Source organism: Aeromonas sp. FDAARGOS 1405, assembly GCF_019048265.1.
Taxonomy (GTDB): domain Bacteria; phylum Pseudomonadota; class Gammaproteobacteria; order Enterobacterales; family Aeromonadaceae; genus Aeromonas; species Aeromonas veronii_A.
This window is the reverse complement of sequence record NZ_CP077311.1, coordinates 1,541,738-1,567,220: the sequence shown is the minus strand read 5'-3', so window position 1 is coordinate 1,567,220 and position 25,483 is coordinate 1,541,738. Positions and strand designations below refer to the sequence as shown.

Annotated in this window: 25 protein-coding genes; 9 read left to right on the top strand and 16 right to left on the bottom strand. The window is 56.2% G+C overall.

Features of this window, described 5'->3' with window-relative positions:
* Window positions 1–14: 14 nt before the first annotated feature.
* The gene (gene arcC / locus I6L35_RS07365) at window positions 15–941 is read right to left on the bottom strand and encodes a carbamate kinase (RefSeq protein WP_216979908.1); all 927 of its coding nucleotides are present in this window, start codon (window positions 939–941) and stop codon (window positions 15–17) included.
* Between the two features lie 62 nt (window positions 942–1,003).
* A complete protein-coding gene (arcA, locus tag I6L35_RS07360) occupies window positions 1,004–2,224 on the bottom strand; it encodes an arginine deiminase (RefSeq protein WP_139412110.1) in 1,221 nt (406 codons plus the stop codon).
* A gap of 747 nt (window positions 2,225–2,971) precedes the next feature.
* Here arcA and I6L35_RS07355 point away from each other — a divergent pair.
* The 3 genes from I6L35_RS07355 (at window position 2,972) to I6L35_RS07345 (ending at window position 4,263) form a co-directional block, all read left to right on the top strand.
* On the top strand, window positions 2,972–3,148 hold the full coding sequence (locus tag I6L35_RS07355; RefSeq protein ID WP_216979907.1) for a hypothetical protein: 177 nt from the start codon (window positions 2,972–2,974) through the stop codon (window positions 3,146–3,148).
* A gap of 97 nt (window positions 3,149–3,245) precedes the next feature.
* The gene (locus tag I6L35_RS07350; protein WP_216952274.1) at window positions 3,246–3,893 is read left to right on the top strand and encodes an AAA family ATPase; all 648 of its coding nucleotides are present in this window, start codon (window positions 3,246–3,248) and stop codon (window positions 3,891–3,893) included.
* A gap of 1 nt (window position 3,894) precedes the next feature.
* Window positions 3,895–4,263, top strand: a complete 369-nt coding sequence (locus I6L35_RS07345) for a CopG family transcriptional regulator (protein ID WP_216952276.1) — start codon at window positions 3,895–3,897, stop codon at window positions 4,261–4,263.
* 735 nt (window positions 4,264–4,998) lie between these two features.
* Here the strand turns inward: I6L35_RS07345 and hemN are convergent.
* From hemN to I6L35_RS07325, 4 genes are all read right to left on the bottom strand, one after another.
* Window positions 4,999–6,372 carry an oxygen-independent coproporphyrinogen III oxidase gene (gene hemN, locus I6L35_RS07340; RefSeq protein WP_216979906.1) on the bottom strand — a complete coding sequence of 458 codons (1,374 nt, stop codon included), beginning with the start codon at window positions 6,370–6,372 and terminating at the stop codon, window positions 4,999–5,001.
* Window positions 6,373–6,403: 31 nt separating this feature from the next.
* Window positions 6,404–6,844 carry a DUF2489 domain-containing protein gene (locus tag I6L35_RS07335; protein ID WP_005339712.1) on the bottom strand — a complete coding sequence of 147 codons (441 nt, stop codon included), beginning with the start codon at window positions 6,842–6,844 and terminating at the stop codon, window positions 6,404–6,406.
* Window positions 6,845–6,855: 11 nt separating this feature from the next.
* A complete protein-coding gene (yihI, locus tag I6L35_RS07330; protein WP_216979905.1) occupies window positions 6,856–7,443 on the bottom strand; it encodes a Der GTPase-activating protein YihI in 588 nt (195 codons plus the stop codon).
* Window positions 7,444–8,280: 837 nt separating this feature from the next.
* Window positions 8,281–8,898 (bottom strand): cytochrome c, encoded by a 618-nt coding sequence (locus I6L35_RS07325; RefSeq protein ID WP_005341942.1) that lies wholly within the window; start codon window positions 8,896–8,898, stop codon window positions 8,281–8,283.
* 142 nt (window positions 8,899–9,040) lie between these two features.
* On the opposite strand from I6L35_RS07325, the gene yihA reads away from it, so the two are divergent.
* The gene (gene yihA, locus I6L35_RS07320) at window positions 9,041–9,697 is read left to right on the top strand and encodes a ribosome biogenesis GTP-binding protein YihA/YsxC (RefSeq protein WP_216979904.1); all 657 of its coding nucleotides are present in this window, start codon (window positions 9,041–9,043) and stop codon (window positions 9,695–9,697) included.
* Window positions 9,698–10,472: 775 nt separating this feature from the next.
* On the opposite strand, the gene I6L35_RS07315 is transcribed toward yihA, so the two are convergent.
* The 9 genes from I6L35_RS07315 to I6L35_RS07275 form a co-directional block, all read right to left on the bottom strand.
* The gene (locus I6L35_RS07315) at window positions 10,473–10,733 is read right to left on the bottom strand and encodes a DUF1488 domain-containing protein (protein ID WP_019445781.1); all 261 of its coding nucleotides are present in this window, start codon (window positions 10,731–10,733) and stop codon (window positions 10,473–10,475) included.
* The gene (gene aroE, locus I6L35_RS07310; protein ID WP_216979903.1) at window positions 10,730–11,551 is read right to left on the bottom strand and encodes a shikimate dehydrogenase; all 822 of its coding nucleotides are present in this window, start codon (window positions 11,549–11,551) and stop codon (window positions 10,730–10,732) included. Before aroE ends, I6L35_RS07315 begins: the two co-directional genes overlap by 4 nt.
* Window positions 11,552–11,654: 103 nt before the next feature.
* Window positions 11,655–12,563 carry an oxygen-dependent coproporphyrinogen oxidase gene (gene hemF, locus I6L35_RS07305; protein ID WP_216979902.1) on the bottom strand — a complete coding sequence of 303 codons (909 nt, stop codon included), beginning with the start codon at window positions 12,561–12,563 and terminating at the stop codon, window positions 11,655–11,657.
* Between the two features lie 112 nt (window positions 12,564–12,675).
* On the bottom strand, window positions 12,676–13,236 hold the full coding sequence (locus I6L35_RS07300; protein ID WP_216979901.1) for an L-threonylcarbamoyladenylate synthase: 561 nt from the start codon (window positions 13,234–13,236) through the stop codon (window positions 12,676–12,678).
* Between the two features lie 133 nt (window positions 13,237–13,369).
* Entirely contained in the window at window positions 13,370–13,873 is a 504-nt protein-coding gene (gene purE, locus I6L35_RS07295; protein WP_005341951.1) for a 5-(carboxyamino)imidazole ribonucleotide mutase, read from the bottom strand.
* A gap of 74 nt (window positions 13,874–13,947) precedes the next feature.
* Window positions 13,948–14,505: a type I DNA topoisomerase gene (locus I6L35_RS07290; protein ID WP_216979900.1), complete on the bottom strand. Its 558-nt coding sequence runs from the start codon at window positions 14,503–14,505 to the stop codon at window positions 13,948–13,950.
* 55 nt (window positions 14,506–14,560) lie between these two features.
* Window positions 14,561–15,034 carry a DUF494 family protein gene (locus tag I6L35_RS07285; RefSeq protein WP_005341954.1) on the bottom strand — a complete coding sequence of 158 codons (474 nt, stop codon included), beginning with the start codon at window positions 15,032–15,034 and terminating at the stop codon, window positions 14,561–14,563.
* A complete protein-coding gene (gene dprA / locus I6L35_RS07280; RefSeq protein ID WP_216979899.1) occupies window positions 15,027–16,142 on the bottom strand; it encodes a DNA-processing protein DprA in 1,116 nt (371 codons plus the stop codon). The genes I6L35_RS07285 and dprA overlap by 8 nt, the downstream gene beginning before the upstream one ends.
* Window position 16,143: 1 nt before the next feature.
* Complete coding sequence (locus I6L35_RS07275) at window positions 16,144–17,235, bottom strand: LysM peptidoglycan-binding domain-containing protein (protein WP_216979898.1); 1,092 nt, start codon at window positions 17,233–17,235, stop codon at window positions 16,144–16,146.
* A 108-nt stretch (window positions 17,236–17,343) separates the two neighbouring features.
* On the opposite strand from I6L35_RS07275, the gene def reads away from it, so the two are divergent.
* The 5 genes from def to I6L35_RS07250 all read left to right on the top strand — a co-directional run bounded on the left by def (window position 17,344) and on the right by I6L35_RS07250 (window position 23,169).
* Complete coding sequence (def, locus tag I6L35_RS07270; RefSeq protein WP_216979897.1) at window positions 17,344–17,856, top strand: peptide deformylase; 513 nt, start codon at window positions 17,344–17,346, stop codon at window positions 17,854–17,856.
* Window positions 17,857–17,868: 12 nt separating this feature from the next.
* The gene (fmt, locus tag I6L35_RS07265) at window positions 17,869–18,813 is read left to right on the top strand and encodes a methionyl-tRNA formyltransferase (RefSeq protein ID WP_005341962.1); all 945 of its coding nucleotides are present in this window, start codon (window positions 17,869–17,871) and stop codon (window positions 18,811–18,813) included.
* A gap of 60 nt (window positions 18,814–18,873) precedes the next feature.
* Complete coding sequence (gene rsmB / locus I6L35_RS07260; RefSeq protein ID WP_201947326.1) at window positions 18,874–20,166, top strand: 16S rRNA (cytosine(967)-C(5))-methyltransferase RsmB; 1,293 nt, start codon at window positions 18,874–18,876, stop codon at window positions 20,164–20,166.
* Window positions 20,167–20,253: 87 nt separating this feature from the next.
* Window positions 20,254–21,630: a Trk system potassium transporter TrkA gene (gene trkA / locus I6L35_RS07255; protein ID WP_005339689.1), complete on the top strand. Its 1,377-nt coding sequence runs from the start codon at window positions 20,254–20,256 to the stop codon at window positions 21,628–21,630.
* Between the two features lie 96 nt (window positions 21,631–21,726).
* A complete protein-coding gene (locus I6L35_RS07250) occupies window positions 21,727–23,169 on the top strand; it encodes a TrkH family potassium uptake protein (RefSeq protein WP_216979896.1) in 1,443 nt (480 codons plus the stop codon).
* Window positions 23,170–23,420: 251 nt separating this feature from the next.
* On the opposite strand, the gene typA is transcribed toward I6L35_RS07250, so the two are convergent.
* A complete protein-coding gene (gene typA / locus I6L35_RS07245; protein WP_005339679.1) occupies window positions 23,421–25,232 on the bottom strand; it encodes a translational GTPase TypA in 1,812 nt (603 codons plus the stop codon).
* Window positions 25,233–25,483 lie beyond the last annotated feature (251 nt).

Here is a 25,483-nt window from a genome sequence, read left to right as displayed (position 1 = left end):
ACAGATATCGGTAATTACGCATGTACGGTGCGGGTGGCGACGATATTGGTGCCGGCTTCCCCCTTGAGGATGGCGAGGCCATCTTCCAGCGAGCCGATGCCAACCATGCCGCCGGTCGCTTTGACAAATTCACAGGAGGCTTCGACTTTCGGCCCCATGGAACCGGCGTCGAACTTGACCCCGGCCAGCTCGTCCGGGCTGGTGACCCGCAGCGGACGCTGGGTCGGTTTGCCCCAATCCAGATAGACGGCATCGGCATCGGTCAGGATCAGCAGGGCGTCGGCCTTGATCTGCTTGGCCAGGTAGGCGGCAGACATGTCCTTGTCGATGACGGCTTCGATACCGGTCAGGCTCTGGCCATCCCAGGTCACCGGGATACCGCCACCACCGGTACAGATGATGAGGTGGCCCTGGGCAATCAGGGTTTCGATGGCATCGCCTTCAACGATGCGCTGGGGCAGCGGGGACGGCACTACGCGGCGGAAGAACTTGCCGTCAGCCTTGACCACCCAGTGCTTCTCTTCTGCCAGGGTGCGGGCTTCAGCCTCTTCGTAGACGGGGCCGATAAATTTGGTCGGATTGGCAAATGCCGGATCCTCGGGATCGACCTGCACCTGGGTCAGCAGCGCGGTGACGTTGCGGCTCGGCATGAGGTTTTTCAGCTCCTGGATCAGCATGTAGCCGATCATGCCCTGAGACTCGGCACCCAGCACATCCAGCGGATAGGGGGATACCTTGGTGTAGGCGCTGTTTTGCAGGGCCAGCAGGCCGACTTGCGGGCCGTTGCCATGCACCAGCACCACGTTGTACTCCTGAGCGATCAGTGCGATGGTCTTGGCGGCAGTTGCAATATTCTTGCGCTGGATATCCGCTTCCAGTGGCTCACCACGACGGAGCAGAGCATTGCCACCCAGAGCGACGACGACAGTTGGTTTTTTCATAGTGGTTAATCTCGAGTTTGGTTCTGTGTGGCGCCAGCCTCTGCCGGCGCCACGCCGTCTCATCAGATGCTGTCGCGTTCCATCGGGCAGCTCATGCAGCGGGCGCCGCCGCGGCCACGGCCCAGTTCATCACCCGGGATGGAGAGAACTGTGATACCGGCCTTGTCATACTTCTCATTGGTGTAGGTATTGCGCTCGTAGCCCACCACCACGCCGGGACGCACGGTCAGCACGTTATTGGCGTCGTTCCACTGCTCGCGTTCGGCTTCGAAGCTGTCACCGCCAGTGGTGATGATCTTCAGCTGATCCACGCCCAGTGCTTTCTCGATAGCTGTGACGAAGTAACCCTCTTCCTTGATGTTCATGCCGGTGGCGCCGCCCGGAGTCAGGCTCCAGCACTGCACATCCTTGCGGATCACTTCCGGATAGACGGAGAAGGTGTCGATATCCATATGGGTCATGACGGTATCCAGGTGCATGCAGCTGCGGTGTTTCGGCAGTTCCATGGCGATGACCTGTTTGGCCTGACCATGTTTGAACAGGCTGCGAGCCAGATGCTCGACACCTTGCGGGGTGGTGCGCTCGGACATGCCGATCAGCACGGCGCCGCGGCCGATAACCAGTACGTCGCCACCCTCGATGGTGGAGTTGTCGTAGTCACGATCCTCGTCACCGAAGTACTTGATGAAGTCCTGACCGGCAAACATCGGGTGCCAGCGATAGATAGCCTTCACGTGGTTGGTCTCGCGGCGACGGGCTGGCTTGGCCATGGGGTTGATGGAGACGCCGCCATAAACCCAGCAGGAGGTATCACGGGTAAAGAGGTGGTTGGGCAGCGGCTCAATGATGAAATCGGTCGGTGCGTGCATGCCTACTACCATGTTGACGCCGCTGTAGGGCATCTCGGAGTAAGTCAGACCGCCAGAGAGAATGCGGGCCAGTTCGCGGTGCGGCATGTCAGCCAGGAAGCAGCGCACATCGTTGGCAAAAGAAGAGCCGAGGCGATAGTCGGAGACCTGATGTTGCAGCAGCCAGGTTTTGGCTTCCGGCACATCCAGGGTTTCGGCCAGCAGATTGGTCAGCAGGAAAACTTCGACATTCTGATCGCGCAGTACCTGAGCGAATTTGTCGTGCTCCTGACCGGCACGTTCAACAGACAGGACGTCATCGAACAGCAGATCCTGGCAGTTGGAAGGAGTCAGACGCTTCAGACTGAGGTTGGGGCGGTGCAACATGACACGGCGCAATTGGCCAACTTCAGAACCTACATAAAATTTGCTCATGATTATATTCCGTCTAGCAGTGGTCCCTGCGAGTGATTGAATAGATTCCTTCTATTCATGCTCGTGGCTAAGGCGGGATATTCTTTATGTAGGGTAATCGGCTTGTGTTCTATCCTGCCCTTGCCTTTCGAGACCGAGGTTAGCCCTGCTAATCACGACAAACTTAGACATTGATCACATTCACTCAGAACTGAATATATTCACCGTCCAATCTATGACCCCGGTAGCAAATTGCGCATTTTCCACACAAAGCTCACCGAATAATCATGCAAAACCACCCCGCTATATTTCAGGTTGATTCATTTTTTATTCATGCCAGTTCACTGTGACGATTAAATGCAAATAACAAAAACCGTTAAAAATCATTACAATAAGCAAGATTTCAAATATAATTTGAATATTACTCCCTAGGTATTGAATACATCGCCGTAACGAGAGGAATGCGGGAGAAATAAATACTCACATCGACCACATTCACTGCATAAATCTTTTCTTGTTCCAGATCATGGCATTGATGCCAACCCCATCAGGCTCAGCCCCATAAGTCACCACCTCTTTGTGCGGTTCAACTTAATATGCACAAAGTCCGCATCAAGGTGGGCAACCATCCTCGTCGGTCACCACAACGCCTTTTGATACTTTTTTCATTAATTGAATTTATTCGTCTCACCTTGCGCTGGCGCCAACCTCGACTTAACTCAGAAAGTGATCCAGATCACACAGGAATGGCACTACCAAGGAGTTGTTATGAAGATGAAACCCATGCTGTTGCTCGCGACTTTGCTGCTCTCTGCGCTCCCCACCCTCAGCCAGGCTGAAGGTGCCCCTGCCATGCCCATGGTGGTCTGCCATGTCGACAAGGCCCCCCAGATGCTGGTGCCCGACTATGTCTGCCGCTGGCATGGAGGCAGTGTTCACTATTAACCTGCAGAACGAGAGGAGCATCACTCCTCTCGCCTTGTGATGAGCCAACCCCCTCCTATACTGAAATCAGCGGTTTTCTCATGGATAGGGGAACGTCATGATCTTGTTGGTCGGTGGAGAGAAGGGGGGGAGTGGCAAGAGCTGCTTGGCACAAAATCTGGCGGTTTACCTCAGATCCCAATTTCAGGGGGAGGTGTTACTGGTCGACTGCGACCCGCAGCGCACCACCTCTGACTGGATTCAGGAACGCAACGACAACCCGGATCTGCCACAAATCAACTGCGTTCAGCTCTATGGCAATATTCGCAACGATCTACTTAGCCTGAAAAATCGCTATGACTACGTCATCGTCGATTGCGGCGGGCAAGACAACCGGGCACTGCGCTCCACCATGGCTGTCGCCACCCACGCCCTGATCCCCTTGCGCCCGAAACGCCGCGACCTCAAGACCCTGCCCCATATGGAAGATCTGATCACCACCTGCAAGATGGTCAATCCGACCCTCAATGCAGCCGTTGTGTTGACCCAATGTCCATCTTTGCCCAATCAGGTAAAGCGGATTCTCGAGGCCAAAGAGGTATGTGCCTCGTTCGGAGTCGATGTACTGAATTCCATCACCTATGGCCGCAACGTCTACGACGATAGTGAGGAAAAGGGATTATCGGTGATGGAGATAGAACCGGATGGCAAATCTGCCGAAGAGATCCGGGCCATCGCCAAAGAGTTCCTGAAAGTGGGGGTATGAGATGGGCTTGGCGGATCTGAAGAAAAAGCATCAGCTGCATCACCAGAAGAAGTTCACTGTCGATGAATTTATCGAAGATGCTGAGTTCTACGCCAAGGGTAAACCCAAGGTTGTCAGCCTTGAGTTGAGTCTGCATAGGGATGAAGCCTTGTCGGCACTGGCCTTTATCGAGAGTGGTGAGCATCTGAAGCCCAGTTTTAAAAAAGCGACCTTCTCCATGAGTACAGTGGCCATCGATGAGCTGGGTAATCTGACCCAACAAGACGGCATGAACAAGTCCCTGCTACTGCGCCTCTTTACCCACTACTTCTCTTCGCTCACCCCTGAAGAGCGCCAAACCATCTATGAGCGCCTCAACCAGCACCTATAAATACCCCATTCACTGCTCTTTTCCTGCCGTCACACCCACATTGGGTGATCACCATCAGAGCACAGAATCTGTTTCCAAAGTAACCAAAATCCCGTGTAAGAGATCTGCCATTCCACATGTAAGTAAACAGCCTAAAAGATCCTCGAGATAATCGGAAGATAGGATCTTAAAACGTGAAGGCGATTAACTTAAGCATCTGTTTATAAATGAATAAATCGAAACACACCACTTTCGAAACAGCTAATAGAAAAAACGTTTTCCATTCTGACGTTGTAGCCGGTTAGAAAATCCTTATAGTTACTCATGCACGGACGCAATGAAGTCGGTCAGGAAGACTGGCTGCCAGGGTTGGGCAAATGGACTCACCACAGGATGTGGTAAAGGACACCTCCCGGGACGGAGAAAGTGCGACGGGACAGGATGACTCGTCAGGCCAAGATGGCTAAAGGACACCCCAAAGGATTGGGAAGGGGAAACCTAAAGGAAGAGGTAAACAGTCAGGGATTGCAGGGAGCAACTTCGTTCAAGGATCTGAGCGATACGACTACCGGGGGCGACGCAAGTCGCCCCCATCTTTTTATCTGCATTTCACCGTCCCCTTGCTTGGCTCTCAATTGCTTGCCTCAGCGCAGAGACTTCTTACCAGAACCTTTCCGACCCGCTGCTTAAGCAAAAATACATATGAAAAGGGCGCCACGATGGCGCCCTTTTCTGTTTTCTAATCGGCAAACAAGCTTATATCACGCGAGAGAACTGTTGCTGGCGCGCCTTGTTGCGCAAGTACACGTCGAAACACATGCAGATATTGCGGATCAGCAGCTGCCCCGTGGAGGAGACCTCCAGACCATCCTCCGTCATACGCACCAATCCATCGTTGATGAAGGTCTGCAGCAGCTTGAGATCGTCGGCAAAATACTCTCTGAAATTGAGACCGTGCGCCTGCTCGACAGACGCAAAGTTCAGACGGAAATCACAGATAAGCCGCTTGATCACCTCACGGCGGATCAGGTCATCCTGATTGAGCGAGCAGCCTTTCCACTGGGCATGACCCAGCTCTGCAACCTGTGCGTAATACGCCTTGAGCTCTTTCTGGTTCTGGGAATAGGCATCACCGATCATGCTGATGGAGGAGACACCCAGCCCCAGCAGATCGCAATCACCTTGAGTGGTATAACCCTGGAAGTTGCGGTGCAGCTTGCCCTCGCGCTGCGCCACTGCCAGCTCGTCATCGGGTTTGGCAAAATGGTCCATGCCGATGAACTGGTAACCCTGGCCAGTGAGGAAGGCAATGGTGTCCTGCAGCATGGCCAGCTTCTCCTGCGGCGCAGGCATATCAACCTCTTTCAACTTGCGCTGGGCAGCAAAGCGACTCGGCAGATGGGCATAGTTGAAGATGGAGAGGCGCGCCGGATCCGTCTTGAGCACTTCTTCCAGCGTATGGTGGAAGCTGACACGATCCTGATGCGGCAGGCCATAGATAAGGTCGAGGTTGGTCGAGCGGAAGCCTAGTTCACGGGCCCGTTCCAACATGGCTTTAATAAAGTCGTTGTCCTGCTCGCGGTTGACTGCGACCTGTACATCCTTGTTGAAGTCCTGCACCCCAAGGCTGATGCGGTTGAAGCCGACATCTCGCAGCACATCCAGCATGGTAATGGCAATCTCGCGCGGATCGACCTCGATGCTGAACTCCCCCTCTTCGGCGAAATGGAAGTGCTCACGCAGCATGGCCATCAGACGGCGCGTTTGCGCTTCATCCAGATAGGTGGGTGTACCGCCACCCCAGTGCAGCTGGGTGACCAGACGATGCTTGAAGAACGGGGCTTGCGCCTTGATCTCCTGCTCCAGGTAGTCGAGGTACTCGTCAGCCTTGTGCTGATGACGGGTAATGACCTTGTTGCAGCCGCAGTAGTAGCAGAGCTTGTGACAGAAAGGGATATGCACGTAGAGCGACAGATTGCGCTCGGGATACTGGCCAGCAGCGTGGACAAAATCCGGATAGCCGAAACTCTCGTTGAACTCCAGCGCAGTGGGATAAGAGGTGTATCGCGGGCCACTGTAGTTATATTTTTCGATCAGGGCCTGATCCCACACAATCTGTTCTGCTTGCACGCTCGCTTCCTCTCTTGTTGTTATTGTTGGCTCACCGACCTAACTGAAAATCCTTCAGCTGGGCCACATCCTTGAGGATCTGAGCCTCCAGCTCGGCCTCGTAGCCGCTGCGTTCGAGATCCATCTTCATCACTTCATTGCGCTTGAGGGCACGTCTGGCCTCATGAGTCGGCATATCTTTCACCTTCTCATACAGCCCGTACAGACCCGGGAACTCGGCAACAAACGCCCGTCCCCCCTTGATCTGCAACGCATCCAGCAGATTGGTCAGCCGAATGGCGCCTTCGGAGTAATCACACTGCCCCTCCTGCACCGCATGAGCAATGACCCGCACGCTCTCCAAAATTCGTTCATTGCGAGCGGTAATCGCCTGCCACTGCATCGCTTGCTGTCGTCTCAGCCTGGCCAGCAGCATGCCTGCATAGATGGCCAATCCTGACAAAATCAGGCCGCCCAACAGGGCGGCCAGCATCCATCCACTCATCACTTTTTCTTCGGCTCAGGCTTGGGTTCCGGCTTGAAATCGACCTGGTTGAAACGGTCCCACAACTCCTCTTCGGAGGCTGGTTTCTGCTCGTCGAACTCGGCGTCATCGCCATCATCAAACGGCAGCTCGTCATCTTCATCATCGTCGTTGTCGATGATGCCCAGCTCATCCATCAGCTCCTGATAACGGTCGACACGCTGATCAACCCAGGCCTGCTCGGCCGCTTCCAGGGTTTCACCGGCATCAAGACGATCCAGCAGATCATTCAAGCGGTCATCGTTTTCGATGGACGCCAGCTCCTGCTCGGGCGTCATCACCAGCGTCTTCTCTTTCACCGCCTTGGGGGCTGTCGGCTTCTTCTGTTTGTCATCCACCACCAGTACCACCGGCTTGCGGGAACCGATACGCGGATCTTTGGACTGGCTGTTGCCAGACTTGCTCTTCGGCTGTTCAACTTGCTGACGAGAACCAGCCTTCAGGCCCTTGCGCTTGGCAGCCCGTTTACGCTCACGGCCTTCCTGAGCACTGACATCAGATTCTTTGCGCTTGCCAGTAGGCTTGCGAGTGGGTTGTTTAGCAGACATGAATGGCTAACTCCGAAAAATAACTGGTTTGACCCGTACCCGGGATGATCTCACCCGGTGGGATACGATGCGAGGAACAGTAAGGCTGGAACAAGAGCAGGATCCCGCACCAATCCGGCCCGATCAGGCCACTGAACACCGCAGGATCGGTATCCTCTGGGCATGTTGCTGGTATTTTGACACAGAATGGCTAATCGGGTTAATGACCCAAAAGAAAAAAGGCAGCCGAAGCTGCCTTGATATGTTCATGCGTGCGCCATCCTGAATGGCAAAACAGTCTGTTTCGTCCTCTCCGTGACAACTTGTCGCCGCAGCATATCGTTGTGTGGTCATCCTGACCTTATATTGGTCGTTCCTGAATGTGCGTGTGCCTGTTTGACCCGTCTCGACCGCATCCTGCCATCGTGCTGGGGAGCCTGCATCCCGCAACCCCATCCCGCTCCGGAGATGGTCACCATCCTGATCCTTCAATCCTTTGCCAGCTCATACGAGCCCATGGCATCCCGCCACGCCTGCCATCCTCTGCTCACAACACCCTGTTGTGAAACCACCACCCAATCCGTGGGTGAATCCATTAAGTCTACTGTATCAACTCTATAAAACAGCTCAATCCACCCAAAAGATTCTCAACATCTCGAAAAATTTCAATATTCACATAATCAATTGATAAATAATGGATATTTAATATTTTATGCAATTTTATGAGCCTTGGCCTGCCTTGAGAATGGGAGATCTCTTACAGAACGGGGGGATTAAACCGAGAATTATCTGAACACCATAAAAACAACGGGGAGCAAAGGCTCCCCGTTTCAACTCGAATAGACCGTATCGACTATATCAGTGCAGACCCGCTACATATTTGGAGAGGGCTTCGATATCCTGATCAGTCAGTTTCTTGGCAACGTCCCGCATCATGCCATTCGGATCGTTGTCACGTGTCCCGGCACGGAATGCGGTGAGCTGGGCCTTGATATAGGCAGGATGCTGGCCGGACAGGCTTGGATACTTCGCCTGCTCGACACCTGAGCCACGGGGACCATGGCAAGCCGTACAGGCAGCCAGACCGCGACTCATGTCACCGCCCATATAGAGTGCCTTGCCCGCTTCGACCACGTCGTCAGGGACCGCGATAGGGGTAACCTTTAGACCGGAGAAGTAAGCCGCCAGGTCATCCATGTCCTGTTCCGACAAAGGTAACGCCATCGGCCCCATCACTGGCGCAACCCGGCCAATTTGACCAGAAGCGGCAGCCTTCAGTTCAACTAACTGCTTTTTGATATATGATGCGTGCTGACCAGCAATTTTGGGGTACATATCAACCAGGCTGTTTCCGTCCGGTCCATGACAAGCCGCACAAACGGCAGCCTTGGTCTGTCCCGCAGCGGCATCGCCCTTGGCTTGTGCCATCCCCGTTACGCCAACCATCAGAGCAAGAGTAATGACTAGGTTCTTCATGGCGTTCCAACTTTTCGTTATTAGGCTTCCAGATCCCATGCCGCTGAAGGCATGTTAAAATAAACGCGTTTAAGCGACGCTATTTTACACCATTTTACAAAAAAGTAACTCTATAACCCTCTATCTCCATGGGGAATTTACGTTGGATACACAAACTCTGAATTTCAATAAGGTGCATTTTGTGACCAGCGCACCCGACATCCGTCACCTGCCAAATGATGGGGGTGTCGAGATCGCGTTTGCCGGCCGTTCCAACGCCGGTAAGTCATCTGCATTGAACACCTTAACCAAACACAAGAACCTGGCGCGCACCAGTAAGACACCCGGACGTACCCAGCTGATCAACCTGTTTGAGCTGGAACCGGGCAAGCGTCTGGTCGACTTGCCGGGTTATGGTTATGCGCAAGTTCCGCTCGAAATGAAGCTCAAGTGGCAAAAGTCACTGGCAGAGTATCTGCAGCGCCGTGAGTCATTGAAAGGTCTGGTGATCCTGATGGACATCCGCCACCCGCTCAAAGATACCGACATGAACATGCTGGAGTGGAGCTCGCACCGTCAGTTGCCCGTCATGCTGCTGCTGACCAAGGCTGACAAATTGAGCCCCGGCCCGCGCAACAACCAGGTAATCAAGGTGCGCCAGGCCGTTGCCAACCTCGGTTCCCAGATCCAGGTCGAAGCATTCTCCTCTCTCACCAATATCGGTGTGGAGACGCTGGCGCAAACCCTGACCGAATGGTACGTCAGTGGTGACGATACCGACCTGCTGAACGCTGACGAACAACAACCTGCCGAGGAGTAATCTACTCCTCGCTCTCCTTGCAATTGGCGGAGCACTCCTCCGCTGATTGAAAGGGTTTCAGATTGCCGCTTTCACCTGCCTCACGACAAACACCCCGCATTCGCCTCCCCGGCTATATCCATTACCGCTTACAGTTCATATAGATAGGCAGTTAATTCACACAAAGAATTAACTTAAGTAGGCGTTGATAGCGTTTTCAAATTCGTTCTTTCAAAACGAACCAGAATTACAAAAAGAGACAAAAATGAAATTTAATTACAATTTCTAACCGAAAGGGATAAAAATGAGGCCGGACGACAGTGATGCCATCCAGCCTGAAATAATAAGTTCAAAAATTGGGAAGAAGCTGAATCTTGAGTACCAGACGACAGGTATTCCTCAAGAAGCAGCCTCATTCTATCAAATGCATCGTCAATTTAAAGCATTTACTCTAAATGATGCGCATAAAAAAACACCCCGACGAGAACCTCATCGGGGCAGCTATTCAGCCACATTCAATTACGTGAAATAAAAGGTCTGAAAGATAGAACATCTTACCTCTGTACCCTACGCAGACAACTGTACAGCAAAGCAGCAGAAAGTGAAAGTAATTTATGTAATTTAGTTTCACAACTTACAGATTAAGAAAAAATCTTTCATTTTCATGCAGATAAAAAAATCCCCAGTACGAACACCGGGGAGTTATAAAGGTGACTAGCTAGCACTTCCTCAACTATCTAGTTAGTCAGCGCCATTTCAAAGTAGTTCCGCTACAAAACAAAAAAACTTTGAAAAATCAGAGATAGATAGCGCCATCTTCAGCAAACTCTTGTTCTTCAATGAGTTTTTCAGCCATATCTTCAATATCAAAACGCACACTTTCGAAGGCTCTGACGATGTCATCCTCTCTCGTCAGCGCCAGACCTGTCATTCTCTCCAGTCGCCGCTGGCTGATGTAACAATCTATCAACGCCCCCATCTGCTGGGCAGGAAAACGCACCCGCTGTTCGTCAGCCTGCCACTCCATCAGGTCAGGAAACAGAATACCCTGGTTCATATCACCCCCAAGTTACGCTTCAACTCTCTCAATACCTGTTTAGTCCCGGGACGAATTCCGCGCCACACGGTAAACGCTTCGGCGGCCTGTTCCACCAGCATGCCGAGTCCATCCATGGTTTGACGGGCCCCATGCTGTTTGGCCCAACTGATAAACACCGTATCCGAGGCGCCATACATCATGTCGTAGATAGCAATATCCGTGTGGATCAGGGTGAGGGCCAACGGCGGCAGCTCTCCTTGCAGGCTGGCAGAAGTCGAATTGATGACGAGATCGAATGGCCCTGCCAACTGCTCATAGGTCTGGGCAGTCACAGGCCCCAGATCGCAGAATTCGGCAGCCAACTGTTGCGCTTTTGTGTGGGTGCGGTTGGCGATCACCAGCTCGCTCGGCAACTCAGCCAGCAGCGGCACCAATGCACCACGAGCCGCGCCACCGGCACCCAGCAGCAGGATCCGGCTATCCGCCAGCGTCACACCATGGGACTTGAGATCGGCGACCAGACCGGCGCCATCGGTATTATCCCCCAGCAACACGCCATCATCGGTCAGCTTGATGGTATTGACCGCTTGAGCCCGCTTGGCCCTCGGGCTCAAGCGATCGACCAGAGTGAATGCCTGCTCCTTGAAGGGAACGGTGACATTGCATCCCTTGCCCCCTTGGTCAAAGAAGGTGCGCAGGGCTTGGGCAAACTCGTCGACGGCAGGTTCAGCCAGCCCATACTCCAGCTCTTGCTGGGTTTGTCTGGCAAACAGGGTGTGAATGAAGGGGGACTTGCTGTGGCGCACAGGGTGGCCAAAAACCAGATAACGATCCATCAAAGAGTTCCATCAGAGGGCAATATTCCGATTTAACGGGTTTTCACTCTCGGGAACAAGCCGAATAACGGCCAGTAAAAAGGGACCATCATGGTCCCTCTGGTCACAGCCACTCTCGCGGCGTGAGGTAATCGGTGTAGAGCAAGGCTTCAGGAGTGCCCGCCTCCGGCTGCCAGTCATACTCCCAACGGGCCAGCGGTGGCATCGACATCAGGATCGACTCGGTACGTCCGCCGGTCTGCAACCCGAACAGGGTGCCACGGTCATACACCAGATTGAACTCCACATAACGGCCGCGACGATAGAGCTGGAACTCCCGCTCCCGCTCGCCATAGGGTAGAACCTTGCGTCGTTCAATGATCGGCAGGTAAGCATCAAGATAACCCCGACCTACCGCCTGCATAAAGGCAAAGCAGTCGGCAAAGGGCCAGCGATTCAGATCGTCGAAGAAGAGACCGCCCACCCCCCGTGTCTCGTTGCGGTGCTTGAGGAAGAAGTAGCGATCGCACCAAGATTTGAACTCGGGGTAGATCTCATCACCGAACGGCTGGCAGAGATCACGGGAGACCTGATGCCAGAGCTGCACATCCTCGGCAAACGGATAGAAGGGCGTCAAATCGAAGCCACCGCCAAACCACCAAATGGGCTCTTCGCCTTCCTTCTCGGCGATGAAGAAACGGACGTTGGCGTGGCTGGTCGGCACATAGGGGTTATGCGGATGGATCACCAGCGACACGCCCATCGCCTCGAACTTGCGACCGGCCAACTCGGGCCGATGTGCTGTAGCAGAGGCAGGCATGGCATCGCCATAGACATGGGAGAAGTTGACGCCCCCCTGCTCGATCACCGCGCCGTGGCGCAGCACACGGGTGCGACCACCGCCACCGCCTTCACGGCTCCAGGCATCTTCCACAAAGTGTCCACTGCCATCGGCCTGCTCCAGACCACGGCAGATCTCGTCCTGCAACTGCAACAGGAAGGCCTTGACCTGGGCCACATCCGGTTTGCTCATCTTGTCTCCAGTCAGGCAGGATCGTGAACGCCCTGTCCATTTTTATAGTTAAATCAATCCGGTGAGCTCACCGCTCAGCGGATTGATGGCAAATCATGACGTATCCGCCAGCTCAGGAGGGGCGAATAATGGCGCCAGTTCGGGCGTCCTTGATCTCTGATGGATTGGCTTGACCACCCACTTCACCGGGCAGGATATAGGCTAACTTGCTTGCCAGCCGCTCACCGATATCGGCCACCCGACGGGCAGGCTCCTCACCGGTCAGGTTGGCGCTGGTAGAGACCAGCGGCTTGCCAAAGGCACGGCACAACGCCTGTACCTGAGGATGAGCCGTCACGCGCACCGCCAGGGTCTCGAACTGCCCGGTCAGCCAGGCCGGCGTCGTTGCACGGGCAGGCATGATCCAGGTAAAAGGACCGGGCCAGCTGGCTTCAACCCGAGCCAACTGCTCACCGCTAAGCTGACTCAGATCGATGTAATCCTGTAATTGCGCCACGTCGGCAGCAATCAGGATCAACCCCTTATCTACCGGACGCTGTTTGATGGCCAGCAATCGCTGTACCGCCACTTCGGAGTCGGGATCACAACCCAGACCAAACACGGCCTCGGTCGCATAAGCGATCACCCCTTCCTGCTGGAGGGCGGCAACCGCCTGTTCAATTTCATTTGGCATAGGAAAAATGCGGCAGCCTGGCTGCCGCCTCGTCACTTGGTAGCAAGTTGAATTCGTATGGCGGCGACCATGGCAAAGTGACGTGTTGCTGTAGCACAGAAAATACGACACTTCCGGATCGCCCCCCGTTCACTTACTTGAGTTGAGCCTGCAGGGCGGCATCCTTGGCCATCACCTCTTCGGCATTCTTCTGGCGTTCGGCCCGAACCTTGGCCGCCAGTTCATCATCGGCTACTGCCAGCATCTGGGCTGCCAGATAACCTGCGTTCTTGGCACCGGCTTTGCCGATCGCCACGGTAGCCACCGGTACACCACCCGGCATCTGCACGGTAGAGAGCAGCGCATCCAGCCCCTTGAGCGGGCCACCATCGATGGGCACTCCGATCACAGGACGAGTCGTGATGCCGGCTACGGCACCCGCCAGGTGCGCAGCCAGACCGGCAGCACAGATAAAGACCTTGCAGCCACGGGCCTCGGCATCGGTCACATACTGATGGGTCGCAGCCGGCGTGCGGTGCGCGGAGGTGACTTTGACTTCCACTGCGATATCAAATGACTTGAGCACCTCGAGAGTACTCTGCATCACGGGGAAATCAGAATCAGAGCCCATCAATACGGCAACAAAGGGTTTATTCATGGTGGGAATTTCCTTACTCCAAGTGGGGGGTTGAAGTTCACCGAAAACGTTTCAATCCGGTTGCGGCGGCGGGATTATACCTGCTCACTTTGGTGGCCGCATTTCTTTTGCGGACAGACCCAACGCAGCGTTCCCCTCACTTTTTTCTCGACCATGATGCCCCAACCACACGAGGGACAAGGCATGGGGATCGGCTTGTCGTTCACCACATATTTGCAATGGGGATAGCCATCACAGGAGTAAAATTGCTTGCCGTAGCGGGAGGTCCGGCTCACCAGATGACCCTTGCCGCACTCGGGGCAGAGGATCTGGGTATCATCGCTCTCCTGCAGGGATTCGATGTGCTGACAGGCCGGATACTGAGTGCAGCCGACAAACAGACCGTAACGCCCCTTCTTGATCGCCAGCGGCTGTCCGCAATCGGGACAGGCAGAGCCTTCGAGCACCTTTTCGATGTCGCGGCCGGATGGCGTCAGGGAGCGGATGTAATCACAGGCAGGATAGGCAGAACAGCCGAGAAAGGGGCCATGTTTGCCCTGGCGGATCACCAGCTCGGCCCCGCACTGCGGGCACGGCTCGCGCTCGAAGGCATGTTCGTGGGCTGAAAAGAGGTGATGATCGATTTTTGACATGGGCCGCGCCTTGAAATCCAGATGGCCTGAATTCTACCAGCGCGGCACCGGACTGTCAGTGAATGACGCCGTCTGACTCATCAAACACCAGCTCTTCCATCTGCTGGTAGGCATTTTCACTGCCCGGTACGTTGAACAGCACCATCATGACGACCCACTTCAGGTCATCCAGCTCGATATCCGGCTTGTCCAACTCGAGCAGACGCTCGATACAGATCTCGCGGGTTTCGGCATTCAGTACCTGGGCCTGTTCCAGAAAGAGCAGGAACCCGCGGCACTCGGTGCTGAGGCGTGCCAGCTCTTGCGGGGCATAGATACGCATCGAGCCTTGCGCGCTGGCGGCCACATAGACCTCCCGCTCGCTATCATGCAGATTGGCCAGTCGCTCCAACCAGTCGAGCGCCTTGTCGATCTCCTCCTTGTCAAAACCGGCTCGGCTCAACTCTTCGGTGAGTTCATTCTGCTCGACCATCACATCTGCATCGCTGTGGATGTAGGTCTCGAAAAGGTACATCAATACATCAAACATGATTCGCCCTCCTCGCTCTGACGTATCCACCGGCTACCGCCATCACTGCACCGACCAACTCCAGCTCTACCAACCTGCCCAATACCACTTCGACAGGAAGCTGGGTCCGCTCGGCAACGGTATCCACGCTCGTGGTCTCGTAATCTACGTTATCCAACAAATCAGCATAAGGCAATTCGCTATTATGCTGTTGCTCAGATGGTATGGCCGACGGATCTAGCCGTGCCCCCCACTCCGGCAGCTCTTCCACTATATCGGCCACACTCAGCACAAGTTTGGCCCCCTGCTGAATTAATCTGTTGCATCCTATCGCTTGGCCATTTTGCGGGGCGCCGGGTACCGCAAACACTTCGCGCCCCTGCTCCAGTGCATAGCGAGCGGTGATCAGCGAACCACTCTGCTCGGTCGCCTCCACCACCAGAGTTCCCAACGACAGACCACTGATAATACGGTTGCGACGAGGAAAATGTTCAGCCAGCGGCCCTTTATCCGGCGCCAGTTCGGTGATAAGCAAACCACCTTTTTCCAGAATCTGACCTGCCAGTCCCTGATGGCGTTTGGGGTAGAGGCAATCCAGCCCGGAGCCCAACACGGCAAGGGTGATACCACCACAAGCCAGCGCCTGCTGATGGCAAACACCATCGATACCGAGCGCAAGGCCCGAGGTGATGGCGAACCCGCATCTAACCAGTTCGCTACAGAGACGGGACGCGTTATCTTTGCCTGCATAGGTGGGATGACGTGTCCCCACCATCGCCAGCTGGGGTAGCGACAGCGCTTCAAGATCGCCACGGCAGTAGAGCAACAGGGGGGCCGCGGGAATTTCACGCAACAAGGGCGGATAAACAGGGTGATCTTGCGGAATAAGGAGATTGCCAGGTAACGCGGCCCAAGCCAGACTCTGCTCAACAATCGGCGAGGGCCAGCGCAGTTGCCTGATCTGCTCTGACGACAGCCCCATACCGTGCAGCTGTGTTTCATCGCTCTGAAACAGGGCATCAATCGAACCGCCGATCTGCTCCAGCAGCCGAGCGGCGGTCACCGGACCGATGCCGATGACCGCATTGAGGGTTAGCCAGAGAGCTAGACGCCCGTCGGGGTAGTTCACGTCAGAAGTGAGTGACCTGATAACCCGAGCTCACCATGTCCTTGCTTTGCATGATGAGGCCATAACTCAGCTTGTCATACACCTTGAACAACATAACCCTGGCAATCGCTTCTGAAGGGAGTGACTCCTTCTGGTTACCGCTGTAGAACACCTTGTCGTAGACAGAGGAAAGCTCCTTGTATTGCACTGCACCATTCTTGGTAACCAGCGCAGCCCCCGGACGACGGACATCAAGCACATCGCCCGCGGAAAGTTGATCCCGAGCACCTTTGTTAATCAAGACCACATCAAACTTGCCTCCTCCCCTGGCTTTGCTCGGCAAGTCGATGATGTAGCCCGGAGCAATCGCCGGGGCAGCCTTGGGCATGAAAACCGCGGGCATGCTCTCCTGGGAGGGCAACTCCATGACCTTGTCACCCTGCAACACTTCCCGCTGGTTGTGAGTGAGGGTCACTTCGGTCCGATCACCATCCAGCAGAGCTACCGCCCGCACCACGCCGGCAAAGACGGCCTCCTGACCCAAAAGCTCACCCGTCTCGCGATCCTTGTAGACCACCCCGGGATGATAGATGCCATACATCTTGCCCGGTATGAGAGCTCCCTGCACATAGAGGGTATCCCCCTCCAGCATTCCAATATGTTTCTCGTCGGAACCCAACAAATAGGGCAACATTTTCTGCTGCTGACTGTCGGCCAAAATATGGTCCGTCTGCAAAAAGGGGCCTATCTCGCTGAAGGGCAGAGTAGGGATAGGATTTGCCTTGCTCTCATAACGGGTTTTCGGGCCGAGACGGATGACCTGTTTACCCCCTTGCACGGCTTTGCCGAGCCGAGGCTCACCATTGACCCAGCTCAGATGCAGCACATCCCCCGGGTAGATCCAGTGAGGATTGGCAATCTGCGGATTGATGTTCCAGAGCCGGGGCCACAGCCAGGGCTCAGAGAGATATTTGCCGGAGATATCCCACAGGGTGTCACCTTTTTGCACTACATAGCTTTCGGGATAACCCGCTTTCAACCTCAGCTGATCGGCCAGAGCGGCTTGGCTCATAGTCACCATCAGGCAGGTGAGGATGGTTTGCTTCAGATACATAACACTCCCTGTTACCTCTGCACGCAAAGTGTTGCTGTTTTTTGTTGGCGTAAATGACTAGAATTACGCCAATATTGACTGCATTTATACGAAACTAAAGAAAAAACTATGGCCATTCTAGATGTATTGCGTTTCCCCGATGAGCGTCTGCGTACCGTCGCAGCCCCTGTCGAGACCTTTACACCCGAGTTACAACAAATTGTAGATGATATGTTCGAAACCATGTATGCGGAGGAGGGCATTGGCCTGGCCGCAACGCAGGTGGATATTCATCAACGCATCATAGTGATCGATGTCTCTGAAAACCGTGAAGATCCTCTGGTATTGATCAATCCGGAAGTGATCTCCCAGTGTGGCAGCACCGGCATTGAAGAGGGTTGCCTCTCCGTGCCCGGCAGCCGTGCTCTGGTACCGCGTGCCGAGCAGATCAAGATCCGCGCACTGGATCGCCACGGCAAGCCGTTCGAGCTGGAAGCCGACGATCTGCTCGCCATCTGCATCCAGCATGAGATGGATCATCTGGTCGGCAAGTTGTTTGTGGATTACCTGTCCCCGCTCAAGCGCCAGCGCATTCGCCAGAAGCTGGAAAAGATGGCCCGCGAAGATCGCAAAGTCCTCTGAGGATCTGCTCCATTGAATAAGCTGAAACTGATTTTTGCCGGTACTCCCGACTTCGCCGCCCGTCATCTGGCGGCGTTGTTGTCTTCCGACCATGAGGTCGTTGCCGTTTATACCCAGCCGGACAAGCCCGCTGGCCGTGGTCAGAAGCTCACTGCCAGTCCGGTAAAAGAGCTGGCACTGGCCCACAATCTACCGGTCTATCAACCGGCAACCCTGCGCAAGGAAGAGGCGCAAGCCGAACTGGCCGCCCTTGGTGCAGACCTGATGGTCGTGGTGGCCTATGGCCTGATCCTGCCCAAGGCGGTACTCGATACCCCGCGTCTGGGCTGCATCAACGTCCATGGCTCCCTGCTGCCGCGCTGGCGTGGCGCGGCACCGATCCAGCGCTCCATTTGGGCGGGCGATAGCGAAACCGGCGTCACCATCATGCAGATGGATGTGGGGCTGGATACCGGCGCCATGATCCGCAAGGTTAGCTGCCCCATCGCCGCCGACGAGACCTCCGCCAGCCTCTATGACAAGCTGGCCAAGCTGGGTCCGCAGGCTCTGGTCGACACCATCGATGCCATGGCTGCCGGTGAAACCGCTGCCGAGGCGCAAGATGATGCGCTGGCCAACTACGCCGAAAAGCTCTCCAAGGAAGAGGCCCGCATCGACTGGTCGATGGATGCTGTTGCCATCGAGCGCTGCATCCGCTCGTTCAACCCCTGGCCCATCAGCTGGTTTGAAGTGGCTGACCAGACCGTCAAAGTATGGCAAGCCGCCGTCATTGACAGCGACCACGGCCAACCCGCCGGCACCCTGCTCAAGGCCGACAAGCAGGGGATCGATATCGCTACCGGCAAAGGGGTACTGCGCCTGCTGACCCTGCAACCGCCCGGCAAGAAGGCGATGTCCGTTTCGGATCTGCTCAACTCTCGCCGCGACTGGTTTGAACCCGGCACGCAATTGAATTGAACTGGATTGAATTGACACAAGCGGGGCTCAGGCCCCGACTTGCGCATCTAAGGTAACTCTATGAAAACACGTGCACAGGCCGCTCTCGTTATTCAACAGGTGCTGGATCAGGGCCAATCCCTCTCCGCTGTTCTGCCTGCTGCCCAGGAGAAGGTCGCGCCTCGCGATCGCGCTCTCCTGCAAGAACTCTGCTACGGCACCCTGCGCTGGCTGCCCCGCCTCGATGCGGCAGTTAACGAGATGATGGACAAGCCGCTCAAGAACAAGAGCCGCATTTTCCACTACCTCATTCTGGTCGGTCTCTATCAGCTCATCTACACCCGCATTCCGGCTCACGCCGCGGTGGCCGAGACCGTCAACGCCGTCAAACTGCTCAAGGGCACCTCCCTGCGTGGCCTCATCAACGGCGTGCTGCGCAACTTCCAGCGCAGCGCCGAAGTCATTCTGCTGCGTATCGACCGCGTTCCCAGCATTCGCCTCGGTCATCCGGAGTGGCTCACCAAGCGCCTGCGTCAGGCCTATCACGATGAGTGGGAATTCATCATGGAGGCGAACAACCAGCGCCCCCCCATGTGGATCCGCAACAACAGCCAGCGCCAGAGCCGCGATGCCATGCTGGCTCGCATGGCCGAAGCCGGCATCAATGCCGTGGCCGGTGAAGAGGGTGAGGATTGCATACTGCTGGAGCGTCCTTGTGATGTGACCAAGCTGCCCGGCTTCGAAGTGGGTGACTGCTCGGTACAGGATGGTGCAGCACAACAGGCTGCCGCCCTGCTCGACCCGCAACCGGGCGAGTGGGTGCTGGATGCCTGCGCAGCCCCCGGCGGCAAGACTGCCCACCTGCTGGAGCGTCAGCCCAGGCTGGCTGGCGTGGTTGCCGTCGATGCCGACGAAAACCGCCTCAAGCGAGTGCAGGAGAACCTGGACCGCATCGGCCTGACGGCCAAGGTGATCCATGGCGATGCTGCGGCGCCGGAACAGTGGTGGCCGGAGGGTCAGTTTGACCGCATCCTGCTGGATGCCCCCTGCTCCGCCACCGGCGTCATTCGTCGCCACCCAGACATCAAGTGGCTGCGCCGGGATCAGGACATTCGCGAGCTGGCCGAGCTGCAACGCCGTATTCTGAGCGCCCTCTGGGGCAAGCTGAAGAGCGGCGGCACCCTGCTCTACGCCACCTGCTCCGTATTGCCGGAAGAGAACCGCGAACAGATCCGCACCTTCCTTGCCGCGACCAAAGATGCCAAATTGGTACCGTTGCACGAACAGGATACCCCGGACTGCCCGGGTCGCCAGTTCCTGCCGGGTGAAGCCGAGATGGATGGCTTCTACTACGCCAAACTGGTCAAGCTCTGAGCCGGGCATGACCAACCTCATTCGGGAGAGCCGCCAGATCCGTTCTGGCGCCCCCCTTTACAGCATCAACGTGAGTAAACGTTCCCTATGAAGATCATCATTTTGGGAGCCGGCCAGGTCGGCGGCACCCTGGCCGAGAACCTGGCCGGGGAGAACAACGACATCACCATCGTCGACACCGACAGCGAACGCCTGCGCGAACTGCAGGACAAGTTTGACCTGCGGGTGGTCAACGGTCATGGCGCCCACCCCAAGGTGCTGCGCGAAGCGGGGGCTCAGGATGCAGACATGCTGGTCGCCGTCACCAACAGTGACGAGACCAACATGATCGCCTGTCAGGTGGCCTACTCCCTGTTCAACACCCCGAACAAGGTCGCGCGGATCCGCTCGCCGGCCTATCTGACCGAGCGGGATCGCCTGTTCCTGCCAGAATCGGTGCCGGTGGATCACCTGATCGCGCCGGAGCAGCTGGTGACCGACTATGTGCGTCGCCTGATCGAATACCCGGGAGCTCTGCAAGTGGTTGATTTTGCAGGTGGCCGCGTCGGTCTGGTGGCGGTCAAGGCCTACTACGGTGGCCCGCTGGTGGGCAATGCTCTCTCCACCCTGCGCGAACACATGCCGAACATCGAGACCCGGGTAGCGGCCATCTTCCGTCAGGGCCGCCCGATCCGTCCGCAAGGCACCACCATCATCGAAGCGGATGACGAGGTCTTCTTCGTCGCCGCCGCGGGCCATATCCGTGCCGTGATGTCTGAACTGCAGCGCCTCGAGAGCCCCTACCGCCGCATCATGATCGTCGGTGGCGGCAACATTGGCGCAGGCCTCGCCCGTCAGCTGGAGAAGCGTTACAGCGTCAAGCTTATCGAGCGCAACCAGAAGCGGGCGGAGCAGCTCTCCGAACTGCTGGAGAACACCATCGTCTTCTGCGGCGATGCGGCGGATCAGGAGCTGCTGGCCGAGGAACACATCGACCAGATCGATGTCTTCATCGCCGTGACCAACGAGGACGAGGCCAACATCATGTCGGCGCTGCTCGCCAAGAAGATGGGCGCCAAGAAGACCATGGTGCTGATCCAGCGCGGCGCCTACGTGGATCTGGTGCAGGGTGGCTCTATCGATATCGCCATCTCGCCGCAGCAGGCCACCATCTCGGCCCTGCTTACCCACGTACGCCGGGCAGATATCGCCAACGTCTACAGCTTGCGCCGCGGTGCTGCCGAGGCGATCGAGGCGATTGCCCACGGTGACGAGAACACCTCCAAGGTGGTCGGCAAGACGGTAGGCGAGCTCAAGCTGCCGCCGGGCACTACTATCGGTGCCGTGGTGCGCGGGGATGAAGTGCTGATCGCCCACGATCGCACCAAGATCCAGCAGGATGACCACGTGGTCATGTTCCTGGTGGACAAGAAGTACATCCCGGAAGTGGAGCGGCTGTTCCAGCCCAGCCCCTTCTTCCTGTAACGTCTTCATGCGCACAGGCTGTCAAATCAGACCCGGCTCAGCTCCCCCAAGGGGATGGTCCGGGTCTTTTGTTAATCAACGACCAGGTTATCGAACATGATCAAGCTGCGTCCCATTATCTTCACCCTCGGGCTGGTGCTTTCCAAGCTGGCGCTCTTCATGTGGCTACCCACCTTGCTGGCACTGCTCACCGGGTCAGAGGGATTTGTCGAGTTTCTCAAGTCCGTGCTGATCACCCACGGCGCCGCCCTGCTCTGCCTCCACTACGGTCGTAAGGCGGAGTTTCATCTGGGGGTGCGGGAGATGTTCCTGCTCACCACCTCGGTCTGGGTGGTTGCCTGCGCCTTCGGCGCCCTGCCGTTTGTTTTCATCACCCACATCAACTTCACCGACGCCTACTTCGAGACTATGTCGGGGGTGACCACCACAGGCTCTACCGTGCTCTCCGGCCTCGACAACATGGCCCACAGCATCCTGTTGTGGCGTTCCATCCTGCAGTGGCTGGGCGGAGTCGGCTTTATCGTGATGGCGGTTGCCGTGCTGCCCTACCTCAACGTCGGCGGCATGAAGCTGTTCCAGACCGAGAGCTCGGACTGGTCGGATAAAAGTGCGCCACGGGCCAAGACGGTCGCCAACAACATAGTCGTGGTCTATCTGGTGCTCTCCATGCTCTGCTTCATGGCCTACTGGGCCAGCGGCATGAACATGTTCGAGGCGATCAACCACGCCATGACCACCCTCAGTACCGGCGGCTACTCCACCTCCGATCAATCCATGTCCCACTTCTCCAACTCGGCACACTGGATTGGTACCCTGTTCATGTTCCTCGGCGGCCTCCCCTTCCTGCTCTATGTGCAGAGCCTCAACCACCGGGACTACAGCCTGCTCAAGGATGCCCAAGTGCGCGGCTTCTTCTGGCTGGTTGTGTGGGTCACCGTCATCATGACCTTCTATCTGTGGGAGAGAGATCTGTTCGGCTTCTGGGATGCCTTGCGCATCAGCTGCTTCAACATCGTCTCGGTGCTCACCACCACCGGCTACGGCCTTGGTGACTTCGGCACTTGGGGGCCACTGGCCAGCATCCTCTTCATCGTGCTGCTGGCTCTTGGGGCCTGCTCCGGCTCCACTGCGGGCGGCCTCAAGATCTTCCGGGTACAGGTGGCCTTTGCCCTGTTCAAGAAGCAGATGCGCCAACTGATGCACCCTTCCGGCGTATTTCCCCAGAAGTACAATGGCCGGACGGTCAATGATGCAATCATCCGCTCGATGATCTCCTTCGTGCTGGCCTACTTCGCCATCATTCTGGTGATAGCTGCACTGTTGGGCGCCATCGGGCTCGATCCCCTGACGGCCATCTCCAGCTCCATCACCGCCGTTGCCAACGTCGGCCCGGGCATGGGCCCGGTGGTCGGCCCCAGCACCAACTTTGCCAGCCTGCCGGAATCGGCCAAATGGCTGCTGTCGTTCGGTATGTTGCTGGGACGACTGGAGATCCTGACGGTCGCCGTGCTCTTCTTCCCCTCCTTCTGGCGCCAGTAATTCCTCACTGCAAGCCAGCAAAAAGCCGCAGCGTTCATCCGCTGCGGCTTTTTTATCTCACCCACCCCCACGACTTTCGTTCGCCGCTTATCAGCCCACTCATCATCCATTGCTGATGGCCTGAACGAGCTCATCAGGATGGCCAGAGCGGATCACAAGCATAAAAAAACGGACCCAAACCAAGAGGTTTGGGTCCGTTTATCAGTGAACCGTCAGCGGCCGCGAGGGCTGCCGAGACTCAGCACATGGCATTAACCACGGCCAGAGCGCTTGCGATCCAGCTCGGTCAGCAATTTCTTGCGGATACGGATGTTCTTCGGAGTCACTTCTACCAGTTCGTCGTTATCGATGAACTCGAGAGCCTGTTCCAGAGTCATGCGGATCGGCGGAGTCAGCACTTGAGCTTCGTCAGTACCGGAGGCACGCATGTTGGTCAGCTGTTTGCCTTTCAGGCAGTTAACAGTCAAGTCGTTGGAACGGGAGTGAATACCGATCACCTGGCCTTCGTACACTTCGGTCGCGTGACCGATGAACAGACGACCACGGTCTTGCAGACCGAACAGGGCATAAGTCAGTGCTTTACCGGTAGCGTTGGAGATCAGCACGCCATTCTGACGCTCGCCGATGCTGCCACCCTTGTGCGGACCGTAGTGGTCGAAGGTGTGGTACAGCAGACCGGTACCTGAGGTCATGGTCATGAATTCGGTCTGGAAACCGATCAGGCCACGGCTCGGGATCATGAAGTCCAGACGGACACGACCCTTGCCATCCGGGGTCATGTTGGTCATTTCGCCCTTACGCAGACCCAGTTGCTCCATCACGGAACCTTGGTGCGCTTCTTCAACGTCCACAGTTACGGTTTCGAACGGTTCTTGCAGAACACCATCAACGGTACGCAGGATTACTTCCGGACGGGACACAGCCAGTTCGTAACCTTCGCGGCGCATGTTTTCGATCAGGATGGAGAGGTGCAGTTCACCACGACCGGATACACGGAACTTGTCCGGATCATCAGTCTCTTCCACGCGCAGGGCCACGTTGTGGACCAGCTCCTGGTTCAGACGCTCCAGAATGTTACGGGAGGTCACGAACTTGCCCTCTTTACCGGCGAACGGTGAGGTGTTGACCTGGAAGGTCATGTTCACAGTCGGCTCGTCAACGGAGAGGGGCGGCAGGGCTTCAACGGCACCGTTGTCACAGATGGTGTCGGAGATTTTCAGCTCGCCCAGACCGGTGATAGCGATGATGTCACCCGCTTGCGCGTCGGTAACTTCAGTACGGGACAGACCCAGGTAACCCAGCACCTGACCGACTTTACCGTTACGGGTCTTGCCGTCGGCACCAACGATGGTGACTTGCTGGTTGGTCTTGACGCGACCACGGGTGATACGGCCGATACCGATAACGCCCACGTAAGAGTTGTAGTCCAGCTGGGAGATCTGCATCTGGAAACCACCTTCGGCATCAGCCTTCGGCGCTTCAACGTTGTCAACGATAGCCTGGAACAGCGGCTCCATGTTCTCGGACTCGACGTCCTGATCCATGGTGGCCCAACCGTTCAGTGCAGAGGCGTAAACAACTTTGAAATCCAGCTGTTCGTCAGTCGCGCCCAGGTTGTCGAACAGGTCGAATACCTGATCCATTACCCAGTCAGGACGAGCACCCGGACGGTCAACCTTGTTGATGACCACGATCGGCTTCAGACCCTGAGCGAACGCTTTCTGGGTCACGAAACGGGTTTGCGGCATCGGGCCGTCTACGGCGTCAACCAGCAGCAGCACGGAGTCAACCATGGACAGTACGCGCTCTACTTCACCACCGAAGTCGGCGTGACCCGGGGTATCAACGATGTTGATGCGGTAGTCATTCCAGCGGATCGCAGTGTTCTTGGCGAGAATGGTGATGCCACGTTCCCGTTCCAGATCATTGGAGTCCATGATCCGTTCCTGGCCTTCCGTGGAGCGGTCCAGGGTGCCGGACTGCTGCAGCAGCTTATCAACCAGAGTCGTTTTGCCGTGGTCAACGTGCGCAATAATCGCAATATTGCGTAAATTCTCTAACATTCTCGCCTCAATCACCGGGTAAAATTGGGCGCTAATTGTACTCTTGCCTTTGTGATCTGCCTAGCAGAATTGCAGTACATTCGCGCATAACAACAGATCTGGATCATAGACCTCTCTGACAAACCCTGCTTAGATGGGCGGTGACCGTATTTCGCGCACCATTACAGTGCACCAAAACGATCCACCATTGCACTAAATTGATGCAACGCGAGTCGAGATCGCCTGATTTTGGGGAGCCTCTTCAGCGAGAT

What these genes read in the sequence shown, in the direction of transcription:
- I6L35_RS07300 (WP_216979901.1), bottom strand. Translation starts at nt 13,236, where the DNA reads ATGCCAAATGAAATTGAACAGGCGGTTGCCGCCCTCCAGCAGGAAGGG.
- def (WP_216979897.1), top strand. Translation starts at nt 17,344, where the DNA reads ATGGCCATTCTAGATGTATTGCGTTTCCCCGATGAGCGTCTGCGTACC.
- rsmB (WP_201947326.1), top strand. Translation starts at nt 18,874, where the DNA reads ATGAAAACACGTGCACAGGCCGCTCTCGTTATTCAACAGGTGCTGGAT.
- aroE (WP_216979903.1), bottom strand. Translation starts at nt 11,551, where the DNA reads ATGGATCGTTATCTGGTTTTTGGCCACCCTGTGCGCCACAGCAAGTCC.
- I6L35_RS07250 (WP_216979896.1), top strand. Translation starts at nt 21,727, where the DNA reads ATGATCAAGCTGCGTCCCATTATCTTCACCCTCGGGCTGGTGCTTTCC.
- I6L35_RS07350 (WP_216952274.1), top strand. Translation starts at nt 3,246, where the DNA reads ATGATCTTGTTGGTCGGTGGAGAGAAGGGGGGGAGTGGCAAGAGCTGC.
- I6L35_RS07345 (WP_216952276.1), top strand. Translation starts at nt 3,895, where the DNA reads ATGGGCTTGGCGGATCTGAAGAAAAAGCATCAGCTGCATCACCAGAAG.
- I6L35_RS07335 (WP_005339712.1), bottom strand. Translation starts at nt 6,844, where the DNA reads ATGCTGGCCGCCCTGTTGGGCGGCCTGATTTTGTCAGGATTGGCCATC.
- typA (WP_005339679.1), bottom strand. Translation starts at nt 25,232, where the DNA reads ATGTTAGAGAATTTACGCAATATTGCGATTATTGCGCACGTTGACCAC.
- I6L35_RS07325 (WP_005341942.1), bottom strand. Translation starts at nt 8,898, where the DNA reads ATGAAGAACCTAGTCATTACTCTTGCTCTGATGGTTGGCGTAACGGGG.
- I6L35_RS07290 (WP_216979900.1), bottom strand. Translation starts at nt 14,505, where the DNA reads ATGTCAAAAATCGATCATCACCTCTTTTCAGCCCACGAACATGCCTTC.
- I6L35_RS07285 (WP_005341954.1), bottom strand. Translation starts at nt 15,034, where the DNA reads ATGTTTGATGTATTGATGTACCTTTTCGAGACCTACATCCACAGCGAT.
- trkA (WP_005339689.1), top strand. Translation starts at nt 20,254, where the DNA reads ATGAAGATCATCATTTTGGGAGCCGGCCAGGTCGGCGGCACCCTGGCC.
- arcC (WP_216979908.1), bottom strand. Translation starts at nt 941, where the DNA reads ATGAAAAAACCAACTGTCGTCGTCGCTCTGGGTGGCAATGCTCTGCTC.
- I6L35_RS07315 (WP_019445781.1), bottom strand. Translation starts at nt 10,733, where the DNA reads ATGAACCAGGGTATTCTGTTTCCTGACCTGATGGAGTGGCAGGCTGAC.
- hemF (WP_216979902.1), bottom strand. Translation starts at nt 12,563, where the DNA reads ATGAGCAAACCGGATGTGGCCCAGGTCAAGGCCTTCCTGTTGCAGTTG.
- arcA (WP_139412110.1), bottom strand. Translation starts at nt 2,224, where the DNA reads ATGAGCAAATTTTATGTAGGTTCTGAAGTTGGCCAATTGCGCCGTGTC.
- I6L35_RS07355 (WP_216979907.1), top strand. Translation starts at nt 2,972, where the DNA reads ATGAAGATGAAACCCATGCTGTTGCTCGCGACTTTGCTGCTCTCTGCG.
- yihI (WP_216979905.1), bottom strand. Translation starts at nt 7,443, where the DNA reads ATGTCTGCTAAACAACCCACTCGCAAGCCTACTGGCAAGCGCAAAGAA.
- I6L35_RS07275 (WP_216979898.1), bottom strand. Translation starts at nt 17,235, where the DNA reads ATGTATCTGAAGCAAACCATCCTCACCTGCCTGATGGTGACTATGAGC.
- purE (WP_005341951.1), bottom strand. Translation starts at nt 13,873, where the DNA reads ATGAATAAACCCTTTGTTGCCGTATTGATGGGCTCTGATTCTGATTTC.